General features: G+C 70.1%; 19 protein-coding genes. 11 read left to right on the forward strand and 8 right to left on the reverse strand.

Going from position 1 to position 26,226, the window contains the following annotated elements:
- Positions 1 to 282 precede the first annotated feature (282 nt).
- The 4 genes from ACFXJ8_RS26995 (at position 283) to ACFXJ8_RS27010 (ending at position 6,703) form a co-directional block, all read left to right on the forward strand.
- Complete coding sequence (locus tag ACFXJ8_RS26995) at positions 283 to 3,483, forward strand: ATP-binding protein (RefSeq protein WP_379646756.1); 3,201 nt, start codon at positions 283 to 285, stop codon at positions 3,481 to 3,483.
- A 62-nt stretch (positions 3,484 to 3,545) separates the two neighbouring features.
- Positions 3,546 to 4,883, forward strand: coding sequence for an FAD-binding oxidoreductase (locus ACFXJ8_RS27000; protein ID WP_379646757.1), 1,338 nt, complete (start codon positions 3,546 to 3,548; stop codon positions 4,881 to 4,883).
- 5 nt (positions 4,884 to 4,888) lie between these two features.
- On the forward strand, positions 4,889 to 6,061 hold the full coding sequence (locus ACFXJ8_RS27005; RefSeq protein ID WP_379646826.1) for an acyl-CoA dehydrogenase family protein: 1,173 nt from the start codon (positions 4,889 to 4,891) through the stop codon (positions 6,059 to 6,061).
- Between the two features lie 96 nt (positions 6,062 to 6,157).
- Complete coding sequence (locus ACFXJ8_RS27010) at positions 6,158 to 6,703, forward strand: flavin reductase family protein (protein ID WP_379646758.1); 546 nt, start codon at positions 6,158 to 6,160, stop codon at positions 6,701 to 6,703.
- A gap of 673 nt (positions 6,704 to 7,376) precedes the next feature.
- Here the strand turns inward: ACFXJ8_RS27010 and ACFXJ8_RS27015 are convergent.
- The 5 genes from ACFXJ8_RS27015 to ACFXJ8_RS27035 all read right to left on the reverse strand — a co-directional run bounded on the left by ACFXJ8_RS27015 (position 7,377) and on the right by ACFXJ8_RS27035 (position 13,240).
- Entirely contained in the window at positions 7,377 to 8,807 is a 1,431-nt protein-coding gene (locus ACFXJ8_RS27015) for an N-acetylmuramoyl-L-alanine amidase (RefSeq protein ID WP_379646759.1), read from the reverse strand.
- 125 nt (positions 8,808 to 8,932) lie between these two features.
- Positions 8,933 to 10,285 (reverse strand): alpha-L-fucosidase, encoded by a 1,353-nt coding sequence (locus ACFXJ8_RS27020; RefSeq protein WP_379646760.1) that lies wholly within the window; start codon positions 10,283 to 10,285, stop codon positions 8,933 to 8,935.
- 9 nt (positions 10,286 to 10,294) lie between these two features.
- Positions 10,295 to 11,113 (reverse strand): carbohydrate ABC transporter permease, encoded by an 819-nt coding sequence (locus tag ACFXJ8_RS27025; protein ID WP_379646761.1) that lies wholly within the window; start codon positions 11,111 to 11,113, stop codon positions 10,295 to 10,297.
- Complete coding sequence (locus ACFXJ8_RS27030) at positions 11,103 to 11,939, reverse strand: carbohydrate ABC transporter permease (protein WP_379646762.1); 837 nt, start codon at positions 11,937 to 11,939, stop codon at positions 11,103 to 11,105. The genes ACFXJ8_RS27025 and ACFXJ8_RS27030 overlap by 11 nt, the downstream gene beginning before the upstream one ends.
- On the reverse strand, positions 11,936 to 13,240 hold the full coding sequence (locus tag ACFXJ8_RS27035; RefSeq protein WP_379646763.1) for an ABC transporter substrate-binding protein: 1,305 nt from the start codon (positions 13,238 to 13,240) through the stop codon (positions 11,936 to 11,938). The genes ACFXJ8_RS27030 and ACFXJ8_RS27035 overlap by 4 nt, the downstream gene beginning before the upstream one ends.
- Positions 13,241 to 13,333: 93 nt before the next feature.
- Between ACFXJ8_RS27035 and ACFXJ8_RS27040 the strand changes: the two genes are divergently transcribed.
- A complete protein-coding gene (locus ACFXJ8_RS27040; protein WP_379646764.1) occupies positions 13,334 to 14,473 on the forward strand; it encodes an ROK family protein in 1,140 nt (379 codons plus the stop codon).
- Between the two features lie 106 nt (positions 14,474 to 14,579).
- Positions 14,580 to 18,191 (forward strand): AAA family ATPase, encoded by a 3,612-nt coding sequence (locus ACFXJ8_RS27045; RefSeq protein ID WP_379646765.1) that lies wholly within the window; start codon positions 14,580 to 14,582, stop codon positions 18,189 to 18,191.
- 181 nt (positions 18,192 to 18,372) lie between these two features.
- Here ACFXJ8_RS27045 and ACFXJ8_RS27050 read toward each other — a convergent pair whose 3' ends face one another.
- Entirely contained in the window at positions 18,373 to 19,020 is a 648-nt protein-coding gene (locus ACFXJ8_RS27050; RefSeq protein WP_379646766.1) for a class I SAM-dependent methyltransferase, read from the reverse strand.
- A gap of 11 nt (positions 19,021 to 19,031) precedes the next feature.
- The gene (locus tag ACFXJ8_RS27055; RefSeq protein WP_379646767.1) at positions 19,032 to 19,991 is read right to left on the reverse strand and encodes an NAD(P)/FAD-dependent oxidoreductase; all 960 of its coding nucleotides are present in this window, start codon (positions 19,989 to 19,991) and stop codon (positions 19,032 to 19,034) included.
- 76 nt (positions 19,992 to 20,067) lie between these two features.
- Here ACFXJ8_RS27055 and ACFXJ8_RS27060 point away from each other — a divergent pair, with 76 nt between their 5' ends.
- A complete protein-coding gene (locus ACFXJ8_RS27060) occupies positions 20,068 to 20,679 on the forward strand; it encodes a helix-turn-helix domain-containing protein (protein WP_379646768.1) in 612 nt (203 codons plus the stop codon).
- Positions 20,680 to 20,730: 51 nt separating this feature from the next.
- Here ACFXJ8_RS27060 and ACFXJ8_RS27065 read toward each other — a convergent pair whose 3' ends face one another.
- Positions 20,731 to 21,873, reverse strand: a complete 1,143-nt coding sequence (locus ACFXJ8_RS27065; protein ID WP_379646769.1) for a mandelate racemase/muconate lactonizing enzyme family protein — start codon at positions 21,871 to 21,873, stop codon at positions 20,731 to 20,733.
- Positions 21,874 to 22,021: 148 nt separating this feature from the next.
- Between ACFXJ8_RS27065 and ACFXJ8_RS27070 the strand changes: the two genes are divergently transcribed.
- The 4 genes from ACFXJ8_RS27070 to ACFXJ8_RS27085 all read left to right on the forward strand — a co-directional run bounded on the left by ACFXJ8_RS27070 (position 22,022) and on the right by ACFXJ8_RS27085 (position 26,210).
- Positions 22,022 to 22,993 carry a LacI family DNA-binding transcriptional regulator gene (locus tag ACFXJ8_RS27070; RefSeq protein ID WP_379646770.1) on the forward strand — a complete coding sequence of 324 codons (972 nt, stop codon included), beginning with the start codon at positions 22,022 to 22,024 and terminating at the stop codon, positions 22,991 to 22,993.
- A 90-nt stretch (positions 22,994 to 23,083) separates the two neighbouring features.
- Positions 23,084 to 24,448 carry an ABC transporter substrate-binding protein gene (locus tag ACFXJ8_RS27075; protein WP_379646771.1) on the forward strand — a complete coding sequence of 455 codons (1,365 nt, stop codon included), beginning with the start codon at positions 23,084 to 23,086 and terminating at the stop codon, positions 24,446 to 24,448.
- Positions 24,445 to 25,368 carry a carbohydrate ABC transporter permease gene (locus tag ACFXJ8_RS27080; RefSeq protein ID WP_379646772.1) on the forward strand — a complete coding sequence of 308 codons (924 nt, stop codon included), beginning with the start codon at positions 24,445 to 24,447 and terminating at the stop codon, positions 25,366 to 25,368. Before ACFXJ8_RS27075 ends, ACFXJ8_RS27080 begins: the two co-directional genes overlap by 4 nt.
- Positions 25,365 to 26,210 (forward strand): carbohydrate ABC transporter permease, encoded by an 846-nt coding sequence (locus ACFXJ8_RS27085; RefSeq protein ID WP_379646773.1) that lies wholly within the window; start codon positions 25,365 to 25,367, stop codon positions 26,208 to 26,210. Before ACFXJ8_RS27080 ends, ACFXJ8_RS27085 begins: the two co-directional genes overlap by 4 nt.
- Positions 26,211 to 26,226: the final 16 nt, after the last annotated feature.

Below are 26,226 nucleotides of genomic sequence, written 5' to 3' on the forward strand. Positions count from 1 at the left end.
GCATCGAAGACGGCGATGCGGCTGAAGAAGGTGCTGCGGGCGCGGCCGGCGAGCAGGCGCGGCAGCAGGCGGGCGGTGCCGGACTGCCACAGGATCCAGTCGGTGGCGCCGCCCTTGCGGCGGACACGGCCGCGCTTGGCCTCCAGGGGTCCCGGTAGCAATCGCGGAAAATCCAACGAATCTAATAGCACTGGAGGAGTTCTGACGGGAGGGCCGGCTCGTCATCGACACGGCCACGGGATAGCAGCCTCCGGAGGGCTGGACCGCTACCAGGGGAACCACATGCCTAGTGACAGGAGCAGGGGGCGTGGCGAATCGCCGGCGCGGCTCGAGGTCCGGCTGCTCGGTGCGGTCGATGTCATCTTGGACGGCCACCGGCTTCGCGCCTTCAACTCTCTTCGCCTGCAGCGCTTTCTGGCGTTGATCGCGTTGCGGAGAGACCTGCAACACCGCTCCCGGCTCGCGTTCGAGCTCTGGCCCGACTCCGACGAACATCAGGCGCGGACCAACCTCAGAAAGCTGCTGCACGACTTCCGCCACTCCCTTCCCGACATCGGCGAGTTCGTCCAGATCGACACCGAGATCGTGCGGTGGATTCCGACGGGGCCGAGCGGGGTCGACGTGTTGAGGTTCCGCGATGCCATGGCTGCTGGCGATCTCGAACTCGCGGCGCGCCTGTATGCGGGCGATCTCCTCCCGGCTTGCTACGACGACTGGGTCATGGACGAGCGAGCGAAGCTTCGAGCCGAGGCGCACGGGGTCCTCGTGCGGCTGGCAGACGAGGCTGCCGGGCGCCACGACCACGAGGCTGTGATCAGGTACGCCCAAGGCGTTCTCGACCTGGAGCCAACCGACGAAGCGGCCGTTCGACTCCAGATGGAAGCACAGCTGGCGCGCGGTGACCGAGGCGCGGCGCTGCGCGCCTACCATCGCTACGCGCAGGTGCTCGATCGCGACCTCGCGGTGGAACCGGGCGAGGCCATCGCGGCGATGTACCGACAGCTCCGGGCCAACACACCCGACCGCGAGGAACGGCAGGGCGAGGAAACAGCCCCCGTGGCCGATGTGCCGTTCGTGGGCCGCGACCTCGAGCTGGACCAGCTCATCCAGGCATGGAACGCGGCGCGGGAGGGCAGAGCGCATCTCGTGTTGGTCTCCGGCGAACCGGGGATCGGGAAGTCCCGTCTCGCTCTGGAGCTGGGACGTCGCGTTCAGGCCGCGGGACACGTGGTGGCTTCGGCTCGAGCGTACGAGGCGGCGGGCAGACTGCCGTGGGGCCCAGTCGTCGACCTGCTCCGATCGGATGCTCTCCGCAGCCACATCGACACGCTGGGCACGGTCTGGAGGGCCGAGCTCGCTCATCTCCTCCCCGAGCTCCTCGAGGCTTCCCCGCCACCCGCACCGAGCCGGTCGGGCGACCTGGCTCAGCGCCATCGGTTGTTCGATGCGGTGAGCCGGGCCATCGTCGGCGACCGCCCCCGTCTGCTGATCATCGACGACCTGCAGTGGTGCGACGTCGAGACCATCGAATTGATCGGCTTCGTTGTCCGTTCCGGACCGACGGCACCCGTCCTCATTGTGGGTACCGTCCGCTCGGAGGAGGTCCCGGAACATCATCCCCTGGTCGGGCTCGTCGCCGCGTTGGGCCACGACAAGGCCGTAACCACCGTGCCCGTCGAGCCGCTCGACGAAGCCACGACCGCGACGCTCGCTGCCCGGCTACGCAACGCGGACACGATCGATCCGGAACTGGCGGCACGACTCTGGGCGGAGACCGAGGGCAACCCACTCTTCATCGTCGAAGTGCTTCGAGCCGGGGTCTGCCCTGAGGCACGTCAGCGGGCGCTCACTCCCACGATGCGGGCGGTGCTGAGCGCTCGACTGGGCCAACTCCCTGGCGGCGCCCGGCGGCTTGCCGAGGTGGCGGCGGTCATCGGTCGCTCCTTCTCGGTCGATCTGCTGGTCTCGGCTACCGGGCTCGGTGAGCCAGAGCTCGTCGACGATCTCGACGAGCTCTGGCGTCGACGGATCATCCGCGATCAGGGGCTGACGTACGACTTCAGCCACGACAAGCTTCGGACGGTCGCCCTGGAGATGCTCAGCCCAGCTCGTCGACGCCGACTTCACCGGGCCGTCGCCGAAGCGATCGCGGTCGAGTTCCGCCATGACCTTGACGCGGCCAGCCCGCAGCTGGCCGCACACTACGACCAGGCCGGCCTGGTCCAACCGGCCATCGACGCCTACCGCGTGGCCGGAGCCCGAGCGGAGGCGGTGTCAGCCCTCGACGAAGCGGTCACCATGTTCCGGCGAGCGCTCTCACTGCTCGCGGAGTTGCCACCGTCACCCGCCCGTGACGCGCTCGAACTCGACATCCGGATCGCCCTCGGCTCCCCCCTGGTGGCCCTCGAGGGCTACGGCTCCCGCGGAGCGCACCAGCTCTACGAGCGCGCCCTTGCGCTCTGCCGCACGCTCCACCGAGCCGTGGACCCCCCGGTTCTCCGCGGTCTCGGCCTCGCCCGGCTGCAGGGCTGTCGCTTCGACGAGGCCAGTGAGCTCGGCCAGGCGCTCGTCGACCACGAGAGTCACGATCCGATCGCTCGGACCGAGGGACGGTATCTCCTCGGCGTGAGCGCCTTCTGGCGAGGTGATCTGGCGAGGGCGCGTCAGTACCTTGAGGGCGCCATCGAGGCTTATGACGTGTCCCATCGCCGTGAGCATCTGGCGTTGTACGCCCAGGACCCGAAGGCGGTCTGTCTCGTACGGCTGGCCTGGGTCGACCTGTGGGCGGGAGACGCCGGCCGGGCCGACACGAGGGCCCGCTCCGCTCTTGAGCTGGCCGTCGATCTCGATCATTTTATGACGCTGTGGTACGTCCTCACCTACGCGGCGATCACCGCGGCCGAATCCGAGGATCTCGTCCGCCTCGCCGAGCTGCTCGGGGATGCCGAGCTCCTGGGGAAGCGTCTTCCGATGCGCTACCTCGTGATCGTCGGAGACGCCCTCCGGGGCTGGCTGGACGTCTGCGAGGGCTCACCCGGGGGCATCGACAGGATCGTGCGATCGGTGGCGCGCTCGCGCACCGAGGGGGAGAGCCTCCACCTGACCTACACGCTGCTGCTCCTCGCTCGCGCTCGTGGCATGGCCGGCGAACTCCGCGAAGGACGAGCCGCAACACGCGAGGCACTCTCGTTGTCACACCGCCGCAACCAACGCTATCTCGAGGCCGAGCTGTGGCGAGTCGACGGTGAGCTGGCGTATCGCAACGGAGAATCGGAAGCCGCCGCGTCGCTGCGGAAAGCGGTCGAGGCCGCCGAGGCGCAGGGCGCGAGCTGGTTGGAGCTTCGGGCTCTCCACTCCTTGGCTAGTCGATACCCCGATCAGGCGCTGCGGGAGCAACTCGGGGATCTCGTCGAGACCATCCCTTCAGGCCACGATCTTCCTGCGTTCCGGGCGGCCACCGGTCTTCTGCACGACTCCGGCTGAAAGGGAACGCTTCGGAAACGCCCGCCCGTGCATCCTGGGTGACATCGAGCGAGGAGCACGCCATGAGCGACACGATCAAGGCATTGACTGAGACGGTGCGGGGTCGCGTCATCACCGCCTCGGATCCCGACTACGACGACGCCCGCGCGGTCTACAACGCCATGCACGACCGCAGGCCCCGCGCCGTCGTCCAGTGCACGGATTCGGCCGACGTGATGGCCGTGATCGCCGTTGCCCGCGACAGCGGCCTCGACCTTGCCGTTCGGGGCGGGCGCCACAGCGTTCCCGGATTCGGGACGGTGGACGACGGGCTGGTCATCGACCTGTCGCCGATGAAGGGCGTGCGGGTCGACCCGGCCAAGAAAGTCGCCCGTGTCGGGGGCGGCGCGACCTTGGGCGATGTCGACCACGCGACCTACCCGTTCGGCCTGGCCGCGCCCGGCGGGATCGTCTCCACGACCGGGGTGGGCGGCCTGACCCTGGGGGGCGGCATCGGCTACCTCACCCGCAGCGTCGGGCTCTCCATCGACAACCTGCTCTCGGCCGATGTCGTGCTCGCCGACGGCCGGCAGGTCACGGCCAGCGACTACCAGAACGAGGATCTGTTCTGGGCGCTGCGCGGCGGCGGTGGCAACTTCGGTGTCGTCACCGGCTTCGAGTTCCAGCTCCACGAGGTCGGTGACGTCGTGGGCGGCCCGCTGTTCTACGACTTCGACGATGCCACGCAGGTCCTGGAGTGCTACCGCTGCTACATCGACGAGGCGCCCGAGCAGCTCGGATGCTTCTTCGGCTGGCAGGTCGCACCGCCACTGCCGTTCATCCCGGCAGACCGGGTCGGGGATCTGTTCTGCGTGCTGGTCACGTGCTGGAACGGTCCCCATGACGAGGCCGAGCAGATCGAGGTGATGCCGTTCCCGACCCTGCAGAGCGCCTTCGACGATCTCGTCCCGAAGGGCATGCACCACTACTGGAAAGCGGACTTCGCCACCGAGCTCACCGACGAGGCGATCGCCGCTCACGTCCGACACGGTAAGCAGACGCCCAACGTGAGCTCGTCCATGCATCTCCACCCGATCAACGGCGCGGCGCAGCGAGTCGGCGCCGACGAGACCGCCTTCGGACACCGGGACAAGAGCTTCGCTCCGGTGATCGTCGGGGTCTGGCCAGACCCCGACGACGACGAGGCCAACACGAAGTGGGTGAGGGACTACTACGCAGCCATCCATCCCCACTCGGGCAGCGAAGGTGGCTACATCAACTTCATGTCCGGCGACGACGACCACCGTGCCGCCGAGAACTACGGCGCCAACTACGAGCGCCTCTCCGCCGTGAAGGCGGCCTATGACCCGGACAACCTCTTCCACGTCAACCAGAACATCACTCCGGCGAAGGGAAGGTGAGCGTGATGCATGGGGGACCCGACACAGCGCTGATCGACGCCGCACGCGAGATCGCTCCGATCGTCCGGGAGCACAGCCGACAAGCAGAGCAGGAACGACGCCTGTCCCAGCCGGTCTTGAAGGCACTGCGCGAGACCGGTCTCCTGCGCATGACAACTCCTCGTTCACTCGGGGGGTTGGAGACCGACCCCGTCACCCGCGCCCTCATCGGTGAGGAAGTCGGCCGCCACGACTCCGCTGCGGCGTGGACCTTGGAGAATCCTCTGGACTGGGCCTTCTTGTGCGCCCGTCTGCCCGACGAGGGAGCCGAGGAGATCTACAGTCGCGGAGCGGACATCCTGATCGCCGCCCAGTTCGGCCGCCCTCTGAAGGCGACCTCGACCAACGGCGGATACCGCGTCTCGGGTCGAGCCCCGTTCGTCAGCAACTGCTATGACGCCGACTGGATCTCGTCGACGGTCCTCGTGGACGAGGACGAATCCGCCGAGGACGAGCCCGAGATGCGCATGGTCTACTTCCCCAGCGAAGAGTGCGAAATCATCGATACGTGGGACGTCATGGGAATGCGGGGCACGGGCAGCAACGACATCTCGGTGACCGACGTGTACGTGCCCGCATCCAGAACCTTCCCGATGGTGCCGGACTTCGAGCCCGGATCCCACTATCGCGGCCCGTTGTATCGACTCCCGGTCGTGGGCGCGGCGGCGGCCGGCATCCCGACGCCGATGCTGGGGGTGGCGCGACGAGCTCTCGAGGAGGTGACCGAACTCGCTCGGACCAAGACTCCGGTGGCATCGAGCGGCCCACTGAAGGAACGCGCGTCGGCCCAGCTCCAGCTGGGCCGAGCGGAGGCGATCCTGCGCTCAGGGCGCTTGTTGCTCCTCGACACCCTGAGCGTAGCGTGGCAGAGATGCATCGACGGTGAAACCCACTCGCTAGAGCAGAAGGCGGACATCCTGCTCGCGATGGCCCACGCGATGAGCAGCGCCGTCCAGGCGGTGGAGCTCGCGTGCAGCATCGCGGGAACGACGGCATTTCGAGCCGCCAGCCCATTGGAACGTTGCTTCCGGGACGTCCAGACCATGAGACATCACGTCTTCGCCTCTGAGCAACGTTATGGGACCTTCGGTCAGATGTGCCTCGGCGTCCCACCGGACTTCCCCGTGGTCGCCTTCTAGCGGGCCGGTATGCCCCGGCCGGGCGGCTGCCGACCCACGATCCAAGAGGTGGACACCATGCCCGCAGCGACATGCGGAACCTCGGAGAGGCCCAAGGTGGACCCAGACAGGTTCCGGACGCTGATGCGGCGGTTCGCGACCGGCGTCACCGTCGTGACCTGTCCGGGACCCGACGGCCCGGAGGGCATCACCGTGAACGCGTTCACCTCGGCGTCCCTATGCCCGCCGCAGGTGTTGGTGTGCCTCGGCCGCAGGTCACGGACCCTGCGTACGATCCTCACCGCAGGCAGGTTCGCCGTGAACGTGCTCGGCTGGGAGCAGCGCGAGCTGGCGACCCGTTTGGCGGTCTCGACGCGAACGCCTGCCCAGCGGTTCGCGGGGATCCGCGAATCCACCCTGGTGACCGGCTCACCTGTTGTCCCCGATTCGCTCGCCGTCATCGACTGCCTGCTCGCGCACGTGTGGCCCTGCGGTGATCACATGTTGCTCGTGGGCGACGTCGTAGGGGGATCAGCCGGGCGCGTCGACGAGCCGCTCCTGTTCTACGAAGGCGGATTCCGTATGTCCGCGATATCGGGGAGCGGCGCGCTGGGCCACCGCCACCTCAGCACGGTCCCCACCCAGTCCGAGGACACCGCGTAGTCCGGCATAACCGCACCTCAGGGGCTATTCCGTGGTGGGGCTCGCCGGTCACCGGCACCGTGAATTCGCCGTGAAGGGGCTGTGGCCAGGCCGACGCGGTTCTAACCCATCGTGCGCGGTCGGTTGCCTTTCCCGTCGAGCCACAGCGTGTCGGATTCGTCGCTGTGGGGGCCGGTCGTCCCTACGTGCTTCACATCGATCTTCGCCTCCTTCTTGATCACGCCCACCAAAGGCGTGTTGACCCTTGCCGCTCCGTGTGCGTCGGCAAATCCTGAAGGAGCTGGAGGCCGGGCCCTGTTCGCAGAGTTCGAGGTTGACCTCCTGCGGATTCACGCGCCACGGATAACGTGCGTGAACGGGCGCAGCGTACGTTTCGTTCCGCCACACTCTGAACCCCGTGACCGGGGGTCAGGTGTTCGTCAGGACGTGCAGCGCCGGCTCGCTGGACCGGGCGGTCGTTTGCCGTTCATCCGGGCAGGGCATGAACGGCCAGGAGGGAGCACGTCGTGGCGAGCCTCGACGGCCTCGGGTTCGTCCCGGCCATGCTTCCCCGAGTCCCGAGTGCTCCCCCGGCCGTGCGTGCGGCCCGGCTGGGCAGGAGCAGAGCCCGGGACGGCTACGGTGCCCCGCCCACTCCCCGTGAGGGAGTGTCGCGGGGCACCGCCGTGGCAGGTTATCCGCAGTGCTCGAACGGGCTGTCGTAGCTGGACGAGCCCGCCTTGCCGCCCCACTTGACGCACTTGTCGGCCGCTGCGGCCCGTACCGGACCCGCGTAGTAAGCGAAGTTGCCCGAGTCGGTGACGCGCGGGCTGCCCTGCACCTCCAGGTAGGCGGTGGTGGCCGTCGGCGTGCCCAGCGAGGTCTTCTTGAGCGTGGCCACGCAGTTGTTGCCGTTGGCCGTGTTGTACAGCAGGTACACCGTGCCCGCCGTGCCGAGCGCCGCCGAGTCGATCACCTTGTAGCCGCTGCCGCACACCGACTCGGGGGTGTGCGGGTTGCCGCCGCTGCCGCCGGTGACGTAGCCCATGTACCTGGCCCAGTCCCAGTGCGGTCCTGGGTCGGTGTGGTCGGCCTGCGGCACCTGGTTGTGCCCGACGATGTGGGTGCGGTCCTTGGGGATGCCGTACCGGTCGGCGATGTTACGGGTCAGCGCCGCCGAGGCCCGGTACATCGCGTCGGTGAACCAGGAGGCGTTGTCGACGAAGCCCTCGTGCTCGATGCCGACCGAACGCCGGTTGTAGGTGCCCGCGTGGAAGGCCCTGTCCTTCTCCCTGACCATCTGGGTGATGTCACCGTCGGAGGAGCGCACCACGTAGTGCGCCGAGGTCGGGTTCGGCCTGGGCCCGGTCTGGAACCAGGAGATCGTCCCGGCGTAGGAGCCCTGCGCCACGTGAATGACGATCCGGTCGATCACGTCACTGGCGGGCCGGTTGGAGACGGCGTAGTTGCTGGTGTGGGCGGGCGCCCAGTGGGCCGACGGGTAGTCCACCGCGGCGGCCGCGAGGGTGCGGTTCGGGTCCGGCGCGTCGGCGTAGGCGCCGCGGTCGGGCTGGATGGAGCGCGCCTGCACGGTGACGTTCTCGCCGTCGGGGGTGGCGGCCTCGACGCCGTCGGCCAGCAGCTCGTAGACGGTGTCGGCGTACAGCCTGGCCACCTCGGGCGAAGCGGCGTTGCCGTACCTGGCCACCGCCGGATACCACTTCGCCGGGTCCTTACGGGCCGCCGCGTCCAGGCCGAGCTCGTCGGCGTAGCCGCGCAGGACGGCCGCGCCGCCCGCGATGTTGGCCGCGTCGTCGATCTTCAGCGTGGCGACGGGCTGGTCGGTAAGCGTGGCCGCCCGCTCCAGCGTGTCCGCGGTGGGGTTGCTGACCAGGTGCATCACGCCGTAGCCGCCGCTGGCGCTGGGCTGGCCGTCGTGCCCGTCCAGGTGCGTCTCGGCGTAGGCCAGGCTGACCAGCAGGTCGCGCGGGACCTCATAGGTAGTGGCGGCCCTGTCGAACGCCTCGCTCATCCGGTCGGTCGCGGCGGCGGCCGGCGCGATGAGGCCCGGCGCGAGGCCTAACAGCAGGACCAAGCCCGCGGTGAGCCCTCCTGTGAGTCTCATGCGGCTCCTTTCGGTGGTGCGGGGTAGGCGCAGCCGATCTCTCGGACGGCTCTTGTGGATCAAGACTGCGCGCAGCCCGTACAAAGAACATCCAGACTCGGTACAGCCCCCGCTGAGGGCGGCGATCAGCCGGTGGCCCGCAAGGTCAGCACGGCGGCGGGCAGCCCGCGCAGCCCTGGCGGGATCGTCACCTGGCCCGAGGCGTCCACGACGGCGGGCGTGTCGCCCCACGAGGCCGTGGCCCGCGCGCGCTCGACCAGGTCCTCCGCGAGCCGAACCTGTCCCACCGCCGGGTCGAGGGCGATCAGGTGGAGCCTGCCGTCGGGGCTCGCCGTATAACGGACCGGAGGGCCGACCGGCTCGGCGTAGCGGAGCCACGGCCTGGTGCCGTAGATCGCCTCGCCGTGCGCCTTCAGCCACTCGCCCAGGCGGCCGAGCCGCTCGACCTGCTCCCGCGGCAGCGAGCCGTCGGCTCGTGGCCCGATGTTGAGCAGCAGGTTGCCGTTCTTGGCGACCGTGTCGGCCAGCAGCCGCACCAGGTCCGCGTGGCCGATGAGGTGACGGTCGTCCTCGGCCCTGTTGTAGCCGAACGACGTGCCGAGCCCGCGCGTGGCCTCCCACACCCAGGGCGTGGCCCGCTCCTCCGAGTGGTACTCGCGCGTGCGGTACCCCAGGTGCGGCACCCCCCACCGGTCGTTGACCACCCCGTCGGGCACCCGCTCGTAGTAGCGCTCGAACAGCGCGCGCAGGCTGAAGGGGCCCTCCGCCTTGCCCGCGTCGGGCCAGTCGACGTCGTTCCACAGGATGTCGGGCGCGTGCCGGCCGACCAGCTCCATGACCTGGTCGAAGCTGTAGCTGGCGAACGCCTCGTCGTTGCGGCGCAGGGTGAACAGGTCGGTGACCGATCGGATCGGCGGGAAGTCGGAGACGTGCCAGTCGAGCGCGCCGGAGAAGTAGAGGCCGAGGCGCAGCCCCGCCTCCCGCGCGGCCCCTGCCAGCTCGGCGACCAGGTCTCTGCGGGGGCCGCGGCGCGCGCTGCCGAAGGACGTGGTGGCGCTGTCCCACAGGCAGAAGCCGTCGTGGTGCTTGGCCGTGGGCACCACGTAGCGGGCGCCGCAGTCGGCGAACAGCCGCATCCATTGGCGCGGGTCGAAGGCCTCGACCGTCCAGGAGTCGGCGAGGTCCTCGTAGGAGGTGCCCACGCCGTACTCCCGCTCGTGCAGGAGGCGGGTCGGCGAGCCGGGGATGCGCACAGTGTTGGCGTACCACTCGGCGTACTGGTGATGGTGGTAGTCCAGCTCCACCGGCACGTGCTCGCCGGGCAGCCGGGGCCGCGCCCAGGCGGGGATGGAGTACAGGCCCCAGTGGACGAACACGCCGAACTTGGCGTCGCGATACCAGGAGGGCACCTCGCGCTGGGGGTAGGCGGGCGCGTCGGGTCCGAGGTCGGGTCCGACACGTCTGTCGAAGGTGAGCATGCATTCCTTTCAGCGGCCGGCCAGGCCGGCCGCGGCGATGCCCTTGACCAGGTGCTTCTGCAGCGCGATGAGCAGCAGCAGGGTGGGCAGAAGGGAGACGATCGAGGCGGCCATCACCAGGTGCCACTCGTTGCCGTTCTGGCCGAAGAACAACCGCAGGCCGAGCGGTACGGTGCCCCGCTCGGTGACATCGTTGATCATGATGAGCGGCCAGAGGAAGCTGTTCCAGTAGGTGATGAAGGTGAAGACGGCCAGCACGCCCATCGCGGGCCTGGCCAGCGGCAGCATGATCTGCAGGAAGGTTCGCAGCTCGCCCGCGCCGTCGATCCTGGCCGCCTCGCGCAGCTCGCGTGGCACGCTCCTGAAGAACTGGCGCAGCAGGAAGGACCCGAACGCGGTGAAGGCCCAGGGGAAGATCAGCGACTGGTAGCTGTCGACCCAGCCGAAGGCCTGCATGAGCAGGAACATCGGCACGACCAGCACCTCCTGCGGCACCATCAGCGTGGCCAGGAACAGCAGGAACACCCCTTCCCTGCCCCGCCAGCGCAGCGCGGCGAAGGCGTAGGCCGAAAGGGCCGAGGCGGCCAGCACGACGAGGGTTCCCGCGCCTGCCACGAGCACGCCGTTGAGGATGTAGCGGTGGAAGGGCACGTAGTCGAAGACGTCGGCGAAGTTGCGCCAGCGCAGCTCCGAACCCAGCAGGGAGGTCGTGGCGAACGTCTCACCCGGCGGCTTGAGCGCGGTGGCGACCGCGAAGATCAGCGGATACAGGAAGGCCAGCGCGACCGCGGCCAGCAGCACGTGGGAGACGACGGATCTAGCTCTCATAGTGCACCCAGCGTCGTTGGCCCACGAACTGCACGGCCGTCACCAGCAGAATGATCGCGAACAGCACCCAGGCTCCCGCGGCGGCCAGGCCGAGGTCGCGCGACTGGAACCCCGCCTGGTAGATGTTCATCACCAGCGTCGAGGTGGCGTTGCCGGGGCCGCCGGCGGTGAGGATGTACGGCTGGGTGAACACCTGCAGCGCGTTGATCACCGTCATGATCGTGGCGAAGAACAGGGCGGGCGACATCAGCGGCAACTGCACGCTGACCAGCCTGCGCAGGCCGCTCGCCCCGTCGATCGCGGCCGCCTCGAGCACCGGGCGGGGCAACTCGTTGATGGCCGCGGAGAAGACGATCATGTTGTAGCCGAAGCCCTGCCAGACGCTCATGGCCACCACCGACAGCAGCGCGGTCCGCCCGTCGGCCAGCAGGTTCGGCTCGCGCCCGACCATCTGGAACAGCAGCTTCCAGATCACCGCGTTGGCCACCATCGGGGTGATCGCCGGGATGAAGAACAGCACCCGCCACAGGTTCTTCCAGCGTGAGCGGTTGATCCAGAACGCCAGCGCGAGCGCGAGCACGATGTTCAGCGGCACGTACAGGCCGGTGAAGACGAAGGTGTTGCGCAGCGCCGCGACGAAGGTGGGGTCGGCGCCGAACAGGTACCGGAAGTTGTCCAGCCCGACGAACTCGCTCGTGCCCAGCATCGGCCAGCTGAACAGGCTCATCACCACCGCCATGCCCACGGGGAAGAGCGTGAACAGGCCCAGGCCGAGGACGCTCGGGGTGGCGAAGGCCAGCGCGCTCCACTGCTCGCCGCGCCTCACTGTCCGCGCGCGCCTTGCTGCTGGATCGTGGCCAGCGCGTCCTTCGCGCCCTGCGCCCCGGTGTAGGTCTGGATCAGGTGCTGGGCCATGAGCTTGTTGACGGTGTCCCAGTTCTTCGTGGTGAACAGCGGCACGCCGCCGGCCAGGCCGTCCCTGATGGCCGCCATCGCCTGCCGTACCGCGCCGGCGTTGGCCTGGTCCTGCTTGACGAGGAACTGCTCGTAGACCGCCTGCTGCTCGGTGCGGGCGGGAAAGCCGCGGCCCACCCCGGCCAGGTACGTCTGCGCCTCGACACCGGTCAGCACCGAGACCGCCTTGACGGCCTGCTCCTTGTAGGGGCAGGACTTGGCCACGCCGAATCCCGAGTCGGCGATGTAGGTCTTCGAGCCGCCAGGCCCGGCCGGCAGCGGCGCGAGGCCGACGGCGAACTTCGCGTCCTTGAGCGCCGAGCCGACGTTCCACGAGCCGTCCACCGCCATCATCGCGTTGCCGTTGAGGAACTGGGTCTCGCCCCAGCCGCCTTCGGATGAGCTGGCGGGCACGCTGCCGGCCTTGCTCCTGGCCAGGCCGGCGTACCAGGTGAGCGCGTCGACCATGGCCTGGCTGTCCATCTGCAACTTGAGGTCGCCGGTGATCGGGGTGGCGCCGTTGTAGGTCAGCAGCATCGAGAGCATGTGCAGGTCGGACAGCGACATGCCGAAGCCCGCCTTGCCGTCCTTCGTCAGCGCCTTGGCCGCCTTCTCGAAGTCGGCGATCGTCCAGCCGGCCTTCGGCTCGGCCAACCCGGCCTTGGCGAAGGCGTCCTTGTTGTAGTAGACGAGCATCGAGGCGAGGTCGTACGGCAGGGCGAGCTGCTTGCCGTCGAGCTTCAACGCCTCCAGCGCGGCGGGCGCGAACCCCTGCCCGGCCGTGAGCGGCTCCATCAGGTCGGCGTAGGCGCCCAGCCGCAGGCTCTGCAGCGAGACGATGCACGCCTGCTTGCCCGCGGCGAACTCGGTCTGCAGCTTGGTGAAGTAGTCGTTGAACGGCGCGGTCCGCAGCTTGATCCTGATCTTCGGGTCCTGCCGCGTGACGAGCTGCGCCAGGTGGTCGAGCTGGGCCTTCTCGTCCTCGCTGCCCGCCCACATCTCCCAGTCGAGCGTCACGACGCCGCTGGAGTCCTTGGTCCCGCCCGCGGCGTCCGACGCGCCGCTCGCGCCGCAGCCCGTGGCGGCCGTCGCCAGCGCCACTCCCGTGGCCAGCCCCTTGGCCAGCCCCGTGGCCAGCCCCTTGGACAGCACGGCCATCCTGCGCATTCGCATGAGCCTCGCCCCTAATATTTTCGGTGACGAATTTAATGTGCTGCCGACCCTAGGCTTGATCAGGGAGAGCGTCAAGAGAGGAAGAATGGCGATATGTCGCGCTATCCGGGTCCCGTGCCACGGGAGGATCTGATCCGAGCGGAGATCCTCGCCCTGTGCGGATCTCAGACGCTCAACCGATCGCAGATCGCCGGCCGGCTCGGGCTCGGCGCCGCCACCGTGACCGAGCACACCCGCCGCCTCATCGAGCTGGGATTCATGCGCGAGCTGGCCCCGCAGGTCAACGGCCCTGGGCGGCCACGGGTGCCGCTGGAGGTGGTGGCCGACGCCGCCTACACCCTGGGCCTGCGCGTGCACCCCGACCACCTGGTGGGCGTGCTCATGCGGCTCGACGGCAGCGAGGTGCGCCGCTTCACACTGCCCTTCGACCCGGCAGGCGACCCGGTCGAGCAGCTGTCGAAGGTCTGCGAGTCGGTGCTGGCCGATCCGGCCTCGGGCGCGAAGGTGCGCGGGATCGGGTTGGCGCTGCCCGGCGTCATCGACCCGGCGGCCGGCAGCCTGCGGCTCTCGCCCCGCCTGGGCTGGACCGGCCTGCCGCTGCGCCCCCTGCTGGCCGCCCGCCTGCCCGTGCCCGTCCTCATCGACAACGACACCAGGGCGAGCACCACGGCCGAGCTGCTGTTCGGCACCGGCCGCGACCACGACGACTTCCTCGTGCTGGCCATCGGCGACGGCGTCGGCATGGGCATCGTGCTGGGCCGGCGCGTCCACCGCGGCCCCGACGGGGTGGCGGGCGAGTTCGGCCACGTGCCGATCGGCCCCGACGGGCCCGCTTGCGTGTGCGGCCGCCGCGGCTGCCTGGACGCCTACCTGGCCACCTACGCGCTGATCTCCGAAGCCCACGCGCGCGGGCTGGCCGCCGCCGACCTGACCCTCACCGATCTGGTACGGCTGGCCGAACGCGACGCGCCCGGCATCCGCGACCTGCTGGCCGAGCGTGGCGCCATCCTGGGCAGAGCCGTGGCGGGAGTGGTCAACGTGCTGGCCGTACGGGCGCTGACGGTGATCGGCGAGAGCCACGTGCTGTGGCCGTACCTGGAGCCGGGCTTCCGTCCCGCGGTCGAGGGCGGCGTGCTGTCCGCCCTGGAGATCGGCGTCCGGCAGTGGGACGACAGCGCGCACGCCCGCGGCGCGGCCTGCCTCGCGCTCGCCACGACCGTCGCCTCACGCTGAGACACCCCAGGGCGTCGAGGCCTCCCGCCTGCGTGGCACCGATCCTCCGCCGCCGACGCCCGGCGCGGTGATCGTCCATGAGCTGGGCTGACGTAAGCTCCCGGCCATGGATCGCCCGCGCCTGCCCGACCACCTTCAGCTGCTGCTGTCCGACGAGCCCGTCCTGGACCTGTACTCCTACGGGCCGTGGCGGGTTCCGGACGGGCTGTACGCCGAGGTCCTGGCACGGGCTATCACGTTGAACGGCGATCCCGCCGCCGAGGCGCTCGCGGTCGAGCTGCCGGACTTCTTCGCCGAGGACACCACGGTGATCGGCGCCGAGCTGTGGTACCTGCTGCAGTTCCTCGTCGGGTCGGTCGCCTTGTGCGGAGGGACCGCCTGCGACCTCGCCTACGAGACGATGAGCGACTTCGTGCTCGACCCGCGACGGCCCAATCGCGGCTGGACGTGGTCGTCGGCCGACACGCCGTTCCTGCCGCCGGCGTACTGGCTGCTGGATGGCACCGGCGACGACCCGGAACTGCGCGAGCTCGCCTTCGGGCTGGCGCGCCGGTGCCTGGACGTCTTCGCCGGCATCGAGCCGCTCGAACCCCGGCGCAGGGCGCTGATCGCGCTGCACGAGCGGCGAGCGGCCGATCCCGCGCTGGCCGAGCAGGATCTTCTCGCGCCGCTGGAGGCGTTGCCGGGGCTGTGGGCCGAGCGGGCCGATCCGGCGCTGCTGGCCGTCCTGCCCGAGCTACTGGGGCCCGCCGGGCACCTGGACTGGGCCTGTTCCGGATTCCTCGCCGCGCACACCCATCTCATCGAGAACGTGCCGGGGGCGGCGAGCGCGGGGCCGCTGCCTGGCACCGCGCTCACGTTCGAGCACGAGGTGACGCTGGCGTGCCTGCTCGCGCAGGCCGAGATCGCCGAGGTGCCGGCCGAGCTCGTGATGAGCCTGGGCATGTCGAGGTTCACCCAGGTGCAGCAGGTGTTCTCCCGGATTCGGGAAGGGTTCGACGCCGACGGCTGGCACGCGCTGGTGCGCTCGTGGCTGGCGCGCGGGGTGCTGGCGGGCGAGGCCGACGCCTGCCGCGCCTGGCTTGACATGGCCATCAGGGTCACCGGCGCCGTCCAGGGATTGCCGGGGGCCGCCGTGAACCCGGAGAGCTCGCTGCCGGTCAGCGCGTTCCAGCGCGCCCTGCGCGTGCTGTGCGGGCCGCGCAGGGCGGTCAACCCGCTGCTGGCCCGATTCGTCGCAGGCCGGACACCTGTGGCGGAGCCCGCCGTCGCAGGCCGTACACCCGATGCGGGCCACGCCGTCGGAGACGGGACACGTGTCGCGGATCCCGCTGTTGGAGACTGGACGCCTGTCGCGGACCCCGCCGCGGAGCTGGTCGGGCAGCCGGAGCTGGCCGCGGCCGTCCGCACCGCGGTCGAGGCCAGGTGGCGCGGCGGCAAAGAACCGGCCAGGCTGCTGCTGGCCGGGCCGGACAGCACGGGCCGGATGACCGCGGTCGACATCCTGCGCCGCGCCTTCGCGAAAGCCGATGGCCCGCCCGAGGTGGTCTACGTCTCCGACCAGGTGTTCGCGAACATGAACGCCAGCGAGGCCGCGCTGCACCTGCTGTCGCGAACGCGCGAGCTCACCGCCGGCGACCTGCTGGTACTGCAGGGGCTGGACCGGATCGGCGCCTACGCCCGCTGCGGGGCCGTGGCCCTGGAGGAGCTCCGGCGGGTGCTGCGGCAGCAACCGCACCTGCACGTGGTCGCGACCTGCGGGGCGGGCGGCGACGCCAGGGTCGCGCAGGCCAATCCGGCGCTGCGCCACGACTTCCACGTCGCCCGCACCCGCGAGTTCACCGAGGCCGAACGGGCGGAGCTGTTCCGGCGGGCGGTCATCAGGCGCGGCGCGGCGGCCTTCGACGACGCGGCCGACCGCGCGGCCCGGCTGGCGGGTGTGGCGAACCTGCGCGGCGCCCGCCTCATGGACCACCTCGCCGAACAGGCCGTCGCCTCCGCCCGACGGCGCGGCTCCGACAAGGTGACCAGCGCCGACCTGCCCGCCTCCCCCGGCCGGCAGCGGACCGGGCTCGACGCGCTCCTCGGGCTGGAGCCGGTCAAGGCGGAGGTCGCGCTCGTCATCGCCGAGGCGCGGGCGGCGAGACTACGGCGCGAGGCCGGGATGCCCGGGCTCGCCCGGCCGCCGCACCTGGTCTTCACCGGCCGGCCCGGCACCGGCAAGACCACGGTGGCGGGCATTGTCGGCCGGACGCTGGCCGAGTTCGGGCTGCTGTCCTCGGGTCATCTGGTCACCGTCGACCGGGCCGACCTGGCGGGCCAGCACATCGGAGAGGCCACGGTCCACGTACGGCGGACTGTCGAGCGCGCCCTCGGCGGCGTGCTGTGCGTCGAGGACGCCGGCAATCTCGCCCGCCCCGGCCTGGACATCGACAAGGCACGCAGCCGCGACATCCTCGACGCGCTGCTCGCGGAGATCCAGGCGCACCACGACGATCTCGTGGTCGTCCTCTGCGGACCGGAGGGCGCGGTCAACGGTCTGCTGAAGTCGTCCCCCGAGCTGACCGAGTACTTCCCGAAACTCGTGCGCTTCCCCGACCTCACCGGCGACCAGGTGGTCGCCCTCTACGAGATCAAGGCCGCCGAGGCCGGATTCACCCTGCGCCAAGGCGTGCCGGACAAGGTGGGCCGGATCGTCCGATCGGCGCGGCCCGAAGCGGCGGGCGCCCGGCTCGCGCTGCGCCTGCTGGAGCGGTCGGTGGCCATGCAGTCGCGCCGGGTGCTGGCCGACGGAGTGATCGACGGCGACGAGTCGCTGCACGAGATCCTCGTCGAGGACGTGCCCGACTCCGCCCGCGACGGCGTGCGCGCACAGCAGGAGGGCGACCCGCTCGCCTCGATCGACGCGCTCGTCGGGCTGGAACCGGTCAAGCGCGAGGTACGGCTGCTGGTGGCCGAGGTCAAGGCCGACCGGCTGCGCAGGTCGGCGGGCCTGCCGACCACTTCCCCCACCCGGCACCTGGTGTTCACCGGAAACCCCGGCACGGCGAAGACGACCGTCGCCAGGCTGATCGCCGCGGCGTACGCGCAGCTCGGGCTGCTGTCGTCCGGCCACCTGGTCGAGGTCTCCCACGCCGACCTGATCGCCGAATACCTCGGCCAGACCGCCCCCAAGGTACGCGCCGCGGTCGAAAGCGCCCTCGGCGGCGTGCTGTTCATCGACGAGGCGTACGCGCTCACGCCCGGCACCATGAGCTCCTACGGCCCGGAAGCGGTCGCCGAACTGCTGCGCCTCATGGAGGAGCACCGCGACGACCTCGTCGTGATCGCCGCCGGATACGACAACCGCATGACGGACTTCCTCGCCGCCAATCCCGGCCTCGCCTCGCGCTTCCCCACCACGGTGCGCTTCCCCGACTACTCCGAGGACGAGTTGGTCGCCATCTTCGAGACCATGGCGTCGACGGCCGGTCTCGTCCTGGACGGCGGCACGCGCGAGGAGGTCCGCCGGGCGCTGCGGGCGATCCCGCGCGGCGAGTCCTTCGGCAACGGCCGCGTCGTGCGCAACCTCCTCGACCGCGCGGTGGCGCTCCAGGCCGAACGCATCCTGGCCCGGCAGGACGCGACGGCCGAGGACGTGCGAACGCTGCGGCCCTCCGACATCGTCACGAACCCGTCACACCTGCCCGAGGAGCACGGGACCGGCCAGTACCTCTGAACCGCGCGCCGTCACCCCACGCACGGTCACCTCACGCACCTTCACCGAGACGACCCGGCTAAGCGGGCCGTCGACCGCCCCCGGAACCGGCCCGCGCGCCGGGCCGACAACGGGTTGGTGCTGCGGCGGGTGACGCCTCGGCCCGCCCGAGGCGTCACGCGCGCACACCGGCCCGGCGCCTTTACAAAGTAGATTCCGTAGCAGAACGTCTGCAGGCTCGAAGGACGGCGTCGCGAACGGTGATCTGGTGGCCGTCGTGAGCGGTGGCCGATCGGGTCCTGGTCTCGGCGACGACGATCTCCCACCGGCCGGGGTCGAGGCTCGCCGCGATCTCCTCGGCGGTGAAGTGCACCCTGGGCGCCGAGGCGTGCGAGACGGCGGGCTGGGGCGCTGACGGGTGGTGGCCGACGATGAGGAGCGTGCCGCCCGGCGCGACCGCCGCGGCCAGGCGGCGGAACAGCGCCTCGCGCGATCCCGCCGGGTGCGCGTAGTGGGTGGAGACCAGGTCGAAGTGCTCCTCGGCCGGTGTCCATTCGGTCAGATCGGCCTCCACCCAGTCGATCCGCTTCGCGAGGTCGGCGCCGAGGGTTTCGGCGTGCTCCCGCGCGCGGCCCAGCGCGGTGGCGGCGATGTCCACCGCCGTCACCCGCCAGCCGTGCGCGGCGAGCCAGATGGCGTCGGCCCCCTCTCCGCAGCCCGCGTCCAGCGCCGTGCCGGGCGGCAGATCCCCGGTCTCCGTCACGAGTTGCGGATTGGGCCGCCTGCCGTGGGCCGCGGCGTGGCCGCCGTAACGCTCTTCCCAGTACGCCTTGCTGAATTCTTCAGACACGATGGTTCCTTTCACCCGCTGTACCGAGCCGCGACCGCCTGCCGAGTCTCCTCGGCGACCAGGTCGGCGTTGATCTGGGCCGCCGCGGCAGCGCCCGCCGCCGCGGCCGTACCGACCTGGGCCATCAGATCGGTGGCGTTGCCCGCCACCCACACCCCGGGTGCTTCGGTACGGCCGGCCGCGTCGGCGGGAATGTGCTCCCCGGCTCCCGACGGATGTTCCACCGGCTTCAGGCCGAGCGCCGCCAGGAATCCGGCGCGCGTCGTCATCCTTGACGAGACCGCCAGCGCCTCGCGATCGACCACCGTGCCGTCGCTCAGCCGTACCCCCACCAGGCAGTCTTCGACGATCTCCAGGGACGCCACCTCGCCGTCCACCACGCTGATGCCGCGGGCGGCCAGCTGCTCCGCCTCATCACCTGCCAGCGGCGGCATGGTGTGGGCGAAGAAGGTGACGTCGTCGCTCCACTGCCGGAACAGCAGCGCCTGGTGCACCGCCATCGGCCCGCTGCCCAGCACGCCGATGGCCTGGTCACGGACCTCCCACCCGTGGCAGTACGGGCAGTGGAGCACGTCCCTGCCCCACCGCTCCCGCAGTCCCGGGATGTCCGGCAGCTCGTCGACCAGGCCGGTGGCCACCAGCAGCCGGCGCGCACGAACGGTCCGGCCGTCGGCCAGCGTCACCGCGAACCCGCTGTCCTCGCGGGCCACGGCGCCGACCTCGCCGGTCACCACCTGCCCGCCGTACTGGCGGACCTCCGCCCGGCCGCGCTCCAGCAGCTCGGCCGGCGACATCCCGTCACGGGCCAGCAGCCCGTGCACGCCCGCGGCCGGGGCGTTGCGCGGGGCGCCCGCGTCGAGCACCACCACCGAACGGCGGGCCCGAGCCAGCATCAGCGCCCCGCTCAACCCTGCAGCGCCACCGCCGACCACCACCACGTCATAGCTGTCTCTCAGCTGATCGGTCACCATGACCACCTCCGCGACCACTATGCGAGCCCCAGGGCGAAGACGGCAAACTTCTTTGCCGATCTGGCAAAATGGGTGGATGGACGACGACCTCGACCAAGCGCTCACCGCGGTCGGACCCCGGCTGCGCGCGCTGCGCCGCCAGCGCGAGACCACGCTGACCGACCTGTCGGCGACGACCGGCATCTCGGTGAGTACCCTCTCCAGGCTGGAGTCCGGCGCCCGCCGGCCGACCCTCGAACTCCTGCTCCCTCTGGCCAGAGCTCACGGCGTCACGCTCGACGAACTCGTCGGCGCGCCACCCACCGGGGACCCGCGCGTCCACCTGCGCCCGATCACCCATCACGGCATGACGATGGTGCCCCTGACCCGCCGAGCCGGCGGCATCCAGGCCTACAAGATCGTGATCCCGGCCGGCAGCCCTCGAAGGGAACCCGATCCGCAGAGCCACGAGGGCTACGAATGGCTCTATGTCCTCAACGGCCGGCTGCGGTTCGTGCTCGGCGAACAGGATCTGGTGCTCTCGCCCGGCGAAGCGGCGGAGTTCGACACCCGCGTACCGCACTGGTTCGGCGCCACCGGCGACGAACCGGTCGAGTTCCTCAGCCTGTTCGGCAGGCAGGGCGAGCGCGCGCACCTGCGCGCCCGCTCCAGGCCGAAATCCCTCCCCGAACCCCCCGACCAGTGGTGACTCCGGGCACGAGCCGGTCGCCGATCCTCCGCCGCCGTGGACACGCGGTCGTCACCAGTTGGTGAAGGCGCCGTCCGAGGAGCGCAGGTGCGGGCGCTCCGCGGCGACGGCCTGGTACCGCCTGGCCGCCGCCCTGTCGATGTCGACGCCCAGACCCGGCAGATCGGGAAGCTCGACCCTGCCGGAGTGGATCACCGGTCTCGCGGTGAACAGGGCGTCGATCTCGGGTTCCGGCTGCGCCTGGTGCTCCTGTACTGCGACGTTCGGGCAGGCGAGATTGAGGTGGAGCGAAGAGGCGGCGGTGACGGGGCCGAGCGGGTTGTGGGTGGCGAGCTTGATGAAGTGGGCCTCGCACATGGCCGCGATCTTCTTCGCCTCGGTCAGACCGGCCGCGACCCCGACATCGACCCGCGCGTAGTCGATGAGGTCGCCCTCCACCAGGCGCTGGAACTCCCACTTCGAGCCGAACTGCTCTCCCGCCGCGAGCGGAACCGCCGTCCGGGACCGGAGCATGCGGTAGCTGTCGAGGCCCTCGCTGCGCAGCGGATCCTCCACGAAGTACGGCCTGGCCGCCTCGATCTCGCGGCACAGGGTGAGCGCCTCCGGCGGGTCGAGCCTGGTGTGGACGTCGAGAATGAGCTCGACGTCGTCGCCGACCGCATCGCGCATCCGATGGAACAGGGCGATGCCTGCCCGCATACAGGCACGCTGATCGAGTACGCCGTCGGGCTTATGGGGAACGGCGAAGCGCAGATGCCGCCACCCCTGCTCGACCAGCGCCCGCGCCCTGTCCAGGAAGCGCTCGAGGTCGTGGTAGTCGTCGCCCAGGTGCGTGTAGGCCGGGACGTGATCCCTGACCCGGCCGCCGAGCAGCTCGTACACCGGCACACCCAGGGCTTTGCCCCTGATGTCCCACAAGGCCACGTCCACGGCCGCGATCGCCGCCGACAGGAACCGGTCGGCAGGGAAGAAGCCGCGCCGGAACATCACCTGCCACAGATGCTCGATCCTGGTCGGGTCCTCGCCGACGATCAGTTGGCCGAGGTGCTCAAGGCCGCCCGCGACCGCTTTCTGCCGCGACCTGATGCCCACCTCGCCAAGGCCGTGGACGCCCTCGTCGGTGTCGAGGACCAGCAGCATCATGCTGTCGCCGTGGTCAGGCAGCGTGAGGAGTTCCCAGCCGGTGATCTTCATGAAGCGCTCCTGTGAAAACGTTCCCGAGAATCTCAAGAACGCATCATGACATCGTCACACGATGTTGGATAGGTCCTGTTTTTTGGCTCTTGACGCATCCCGGTAACGTTTGCGAGCATCCTCCGTACCGGCGACCCAGGAGGCTGAAGTGGCGGTAACGATAAAGGATGTGGCGGGTGCCGCCGGAGTTTCCGTCTCGACCGTCTCCCGGGCGTTCACCGCACCCGACCAGGTGCAGCCGCGGACGCTGCAGCGCATCCTCGACGCGGCCGCCAAACTCGGCTACGCGCCGAATCCGGTCGCCCGTTCGCTGCGCGGCGGCAGGACGGGCTCGCTCGGGCTGATCATTCCCGACATCGGCAACCCGTTCTTCCCGCCCATCTTCAAGGCGATGCAGGCCAGGGGCCGGCGACAGGGCTACACGGTCCTCGCCGCCGACACCGACGAGCGCGAGTTCGACGAGCTCGAGACCATCGCCGCCGTCTCCAAGAGGGTCGACGGCCTGATCCTGTGGGCCTCGACGCTGAGCGAGGAGCGGCTGCGCGAGCTCGCGGCGGAGATCCCTGTCGTCCTGGTCAACCGGCACCTGCCCGGCATCCCCGAGCTGCACATCTCGCTGTCGGCGGGGATCGCCCAGGCCGCCGAGCACCTCAAGGCGTACGGCCACACCCGCTGCGTGTTCGTCAACGGCTCGCGACCCGAGCTGAGCCGCGGCAAGTCCATCAGGCAGTCGTTCGAGTCGCACGAGATGTCGCTCACCGAACTCGGCCCCTACGAACCCCGCTTCGAGACAGGCGTGCACGCGGCGACCCTGGTCGCCGCGGGCGATGCGACCGCCGTGCTCGCGCACAACGACCTGGTCGCTCTCGGCGTGCTGCACCAGCTCGCCAAGCTCGACGTCAGGGTCCCCGGCGACGTGAGCGTGATCGGCATCGACGACACGCTGCTCGCCGCCACATCCACCCCGTCGCTCACCACGATCAGGATCTCCGCCGACGAGATCGCCACCCAGGCCACCGACCTGCTCATCGACACGATCGGCGGCCGGCGCGAGGGGCAGGTGGTCGAGATCGGCTCCCGTCTGATCCCCCGCGCGTCGACGGGCCCCGCCCCGCGCTGACTCGCGTGCCGTGTGGTCCGGCGAAACCGGATTCCGGCATGCACTCCTACATCCCTTTCATCCTGCTATGACCTAATTGCGGGAGTCATCATGAAGTACACCGCCGCTCTCCTCGGCTGCGCCGTCCTGGCCACGACGCTCGCCGCGTGCGGGTCCTCCTCCTCGTCCGGCGGACCTGACCCGGTCGTGATCCGTGTCCAGGGCATGCCGCCCGCCACGGACAAGCCGGGCCTGGCCCAGTTCAAGCAGATGGTCGCCGACTTCCAGCGGAACAATCCCGGCATCAGGGTCGAGGGCTCGACGACGACGTACGACCCACTGACGTTCTCCGCGAAGCTCGCGGGCGGCAGGGTCGAAGAGGTCATCAAGGTCCCGTTGACCGAGCCGCAGGGGCTCATCGCCCGCAAGCAGGTCCAGCCGCTGACCGCCGAGCTCGGCAGGTGGGCGCACTACAAGGAGTTCAACCCGCAGGTCCTGCAGCCGCTCACAGACGGCTCCGGCCAGGTGTACGGCGTGCCGCAGGCGCCGTTCGCACAGGGGCTGGTCTACAACCGCGACCTGTTCGCCAAGGCAGGGCTGGACCCGGACAAGCCTCCGGCCACCTGGGACGAGGTTCGCCAGGCCGCCAAGCAGATCACCGCCAAGACCGGTAAGGCAGGCTTCGTCCACGAGTCGAAGAACAACCAGGGCGGCTGGCAGCTGGCCATGCTCACCTACGCGCACGGCGGCGACATCGAGAAGGACGCCGGCGGCAAGTACGTGGCCGCGTTCAACGCCGAGCCGACGAGGAAGGCGCTGAACCTGCTCAAGGACATGCGCTGGAGCGACGACTCGATGGGCAGCAACCAGCTCAACGACCAGAACGACGTCATCAAGCGCTTCGCCGCCGGCGAGATCGGCATGTACATGGGCACGCCAGGCACCTACCGCCTGGCGAAGATGACCTACGGCATGCCGGACACCGACGCGTTCGGCATCGGCGCGCTGCCCCAGGCCGGCGGGAACGCCACCCTCACCGGCGGTGACGTCTACCTGGTGCCCAAGTCGGTGAGCGCGGACAAGGCCACGGCGGCGGTGAAGTGGCTGCTGTTCGCCTACGCCCAGCCCGCCTACGACGTCACAGCCGCCGCCGAGCGGGCCAGGCAACTGGCCGCCGATCCGAAGTCGGCGGTCGGCGTGCCGACGCTGCCGATGTTCGACGCCGCGCAGCAGGCGAAGATCGACGAGGCGATCAAGCCCTACGTCAACGTGAAGCTGGAGCACTTCAAGCCTTGGCTCGACGGCACGTCCGCGCTCACCCTGCGCCCCGAGCCGCCCATGCTGGCTCAGCAGGTCTACGCGGTGCTCGACACAGTGGTGCAGGCGGTGCTGACGAACGAGGACAGCGACGTCGACGCGCTGCTGGCCCGGGCGGAGGCCGACGTCAACGCCAAGCTCGCCACCGCCCAGCGATGAACGGCATCACCGCTGCCCGTCCGGTCGTGAAGGTGGCGCACCGGCGCGGGACCCGGCGGGGCAGGGGGACGCTCACCGCCCTGGTCTTCCTGCTCCCCGCCCTGATCGTGTTCGGCGCGTTCTCGTGGTGGCCGATCGTCCGCGGCCTGCTGATCAGCTTCCAGCGCACCAACCTGGTCGACCCGGCCGAGTGGGTGGGCCTGGCGAACTTCGCCACCCTGTTCGCCGACCCGCTGCTGGGCACCGCGGTCGGCAACACCCTGCTCTTCGTGGGACTGGCCCTGCTGATCGGTTTTCCCGCGCCCCTGGTGCTCGCGGCCGTGATGTCGACGGTACGGCGCGGCGCGGGGGTCTACCGCTTCCTCGTGTACCTCCCGGTCGTCATCCCGCCGGTGGTCGCGATCCTGCTCTGGAAATGGTTCTACGACCCTGGCCACGGCCTGTTCAACGAGCTGCTCGGACTCGCCGGGCTGGGCCCCTTCCCCTGGCTGGACTCCCCCGACAGCGCGATGCTGAGCCTGGTGCTGCAGTCGACCTGGGCCGGGATGGGCGGCGCGGTCCTCATCTATCTCGCGGCGATCGTCGGGATCCCGTCCGAGCTGTACGAGGCGGCCCAGATGGACGGCGCCTCCATCAGGGCCAGGATCTGGCACATCATGCTGCCGCAGCTGCGCCCGGTGATCGGCCTGCTGCTGCTGATGCAGCTCATCAACACGATGCAGGTGTTCACCGAGCCGTACGTCTTCACCGGCGGCGGCCCGGAGAACGCGACGCTGACCGTGCTGCTGCTGATCTTCCGTTACGCCTTCCAGGACGGCGACTACGGCCAGGCCGCCGCGCTGTCGTTCCTGCTGGCGATCGTTCTGGGCCTGCTTTCCGCCCTCTACCTGCGGGCCACCCGGAGCTGGAGCGCGTCATGATCTCAGCGGTCGAACGGCGCCGCCCCGCCGTACGGGCGGCCCTGCGCTCCATCCACTGGCTCACGCTGGCCTTGCTGGTGGCCATCGGTGTCGGGCCGCTCTACATGATGGTGAAGGGCGCGCTGTCGCCCGCCAGCGACCTGATCGCCGACCCGCTGACGCTCTGGCCCGCCGACCCGCGCCCGGAGAACTTCGCGACCGCCTGGGACGATCTCAGCATCGGCCACTACCTGCTCAACACCCTGCAGGTGGTCGGCGGGTCGTGGGCGGTCCAGCTCGTCGTCGCGGTCACCGCCGGGTTCTCGCTGTCGGTGCTGCGGCCGTGGTTCGGCCGCTACGTCTACGGCGCGATCCTGGCCACGATGTTCGTGCCCTACACGGTGTCGATGGTCAGCCTGTTCCTCACGGTCATCGACGTGGGGCTGGTCGACTCCTACTGGTCGATCTGGCTGCCCGCGGGCGCGAACGCGTTCAACGTCCTGCTGGCCAAGCGGTTCTTCGACGCGCTGCCCTCCGAGCTCTTCGCCGCCGCCAGGATCGACGGGGCGACGACGTGGCAACTGCTGACGAGGATCGTGCTGCCGATGAGCCGCCCGATCGTGGCGGTCATCAGCCTGCTGGCCGTCATGCACAGCTGGAAGGACTTCATCTGGCCGCTCGTGGCCATCACCGACCCGGACAAGCAGCCGATCAGCGTCGCGCTGGCCAATCTGGCCGAGCAGGCGCCGCAGGACGAGCTGATCGCCGCCATGGCGATGGCGATCGCCCCGCCGGTGCTGGTGTTCCTGGTCTTCCAGAAGTACATCGTCGCCGGTCTCGGATTCACCGGCGTCAAGGGCTGAACCCTCGCGAAAGGCA

The sequence above is a fragment of the Nonomuraea sp. NPDC059194 genome (assembly GCF_042754765.1).
GTDB lineage: Bacteria > Actinomycetota > Actinomycetes > Streptosporangiales > Streptosporangiaceae > Nonomuraea.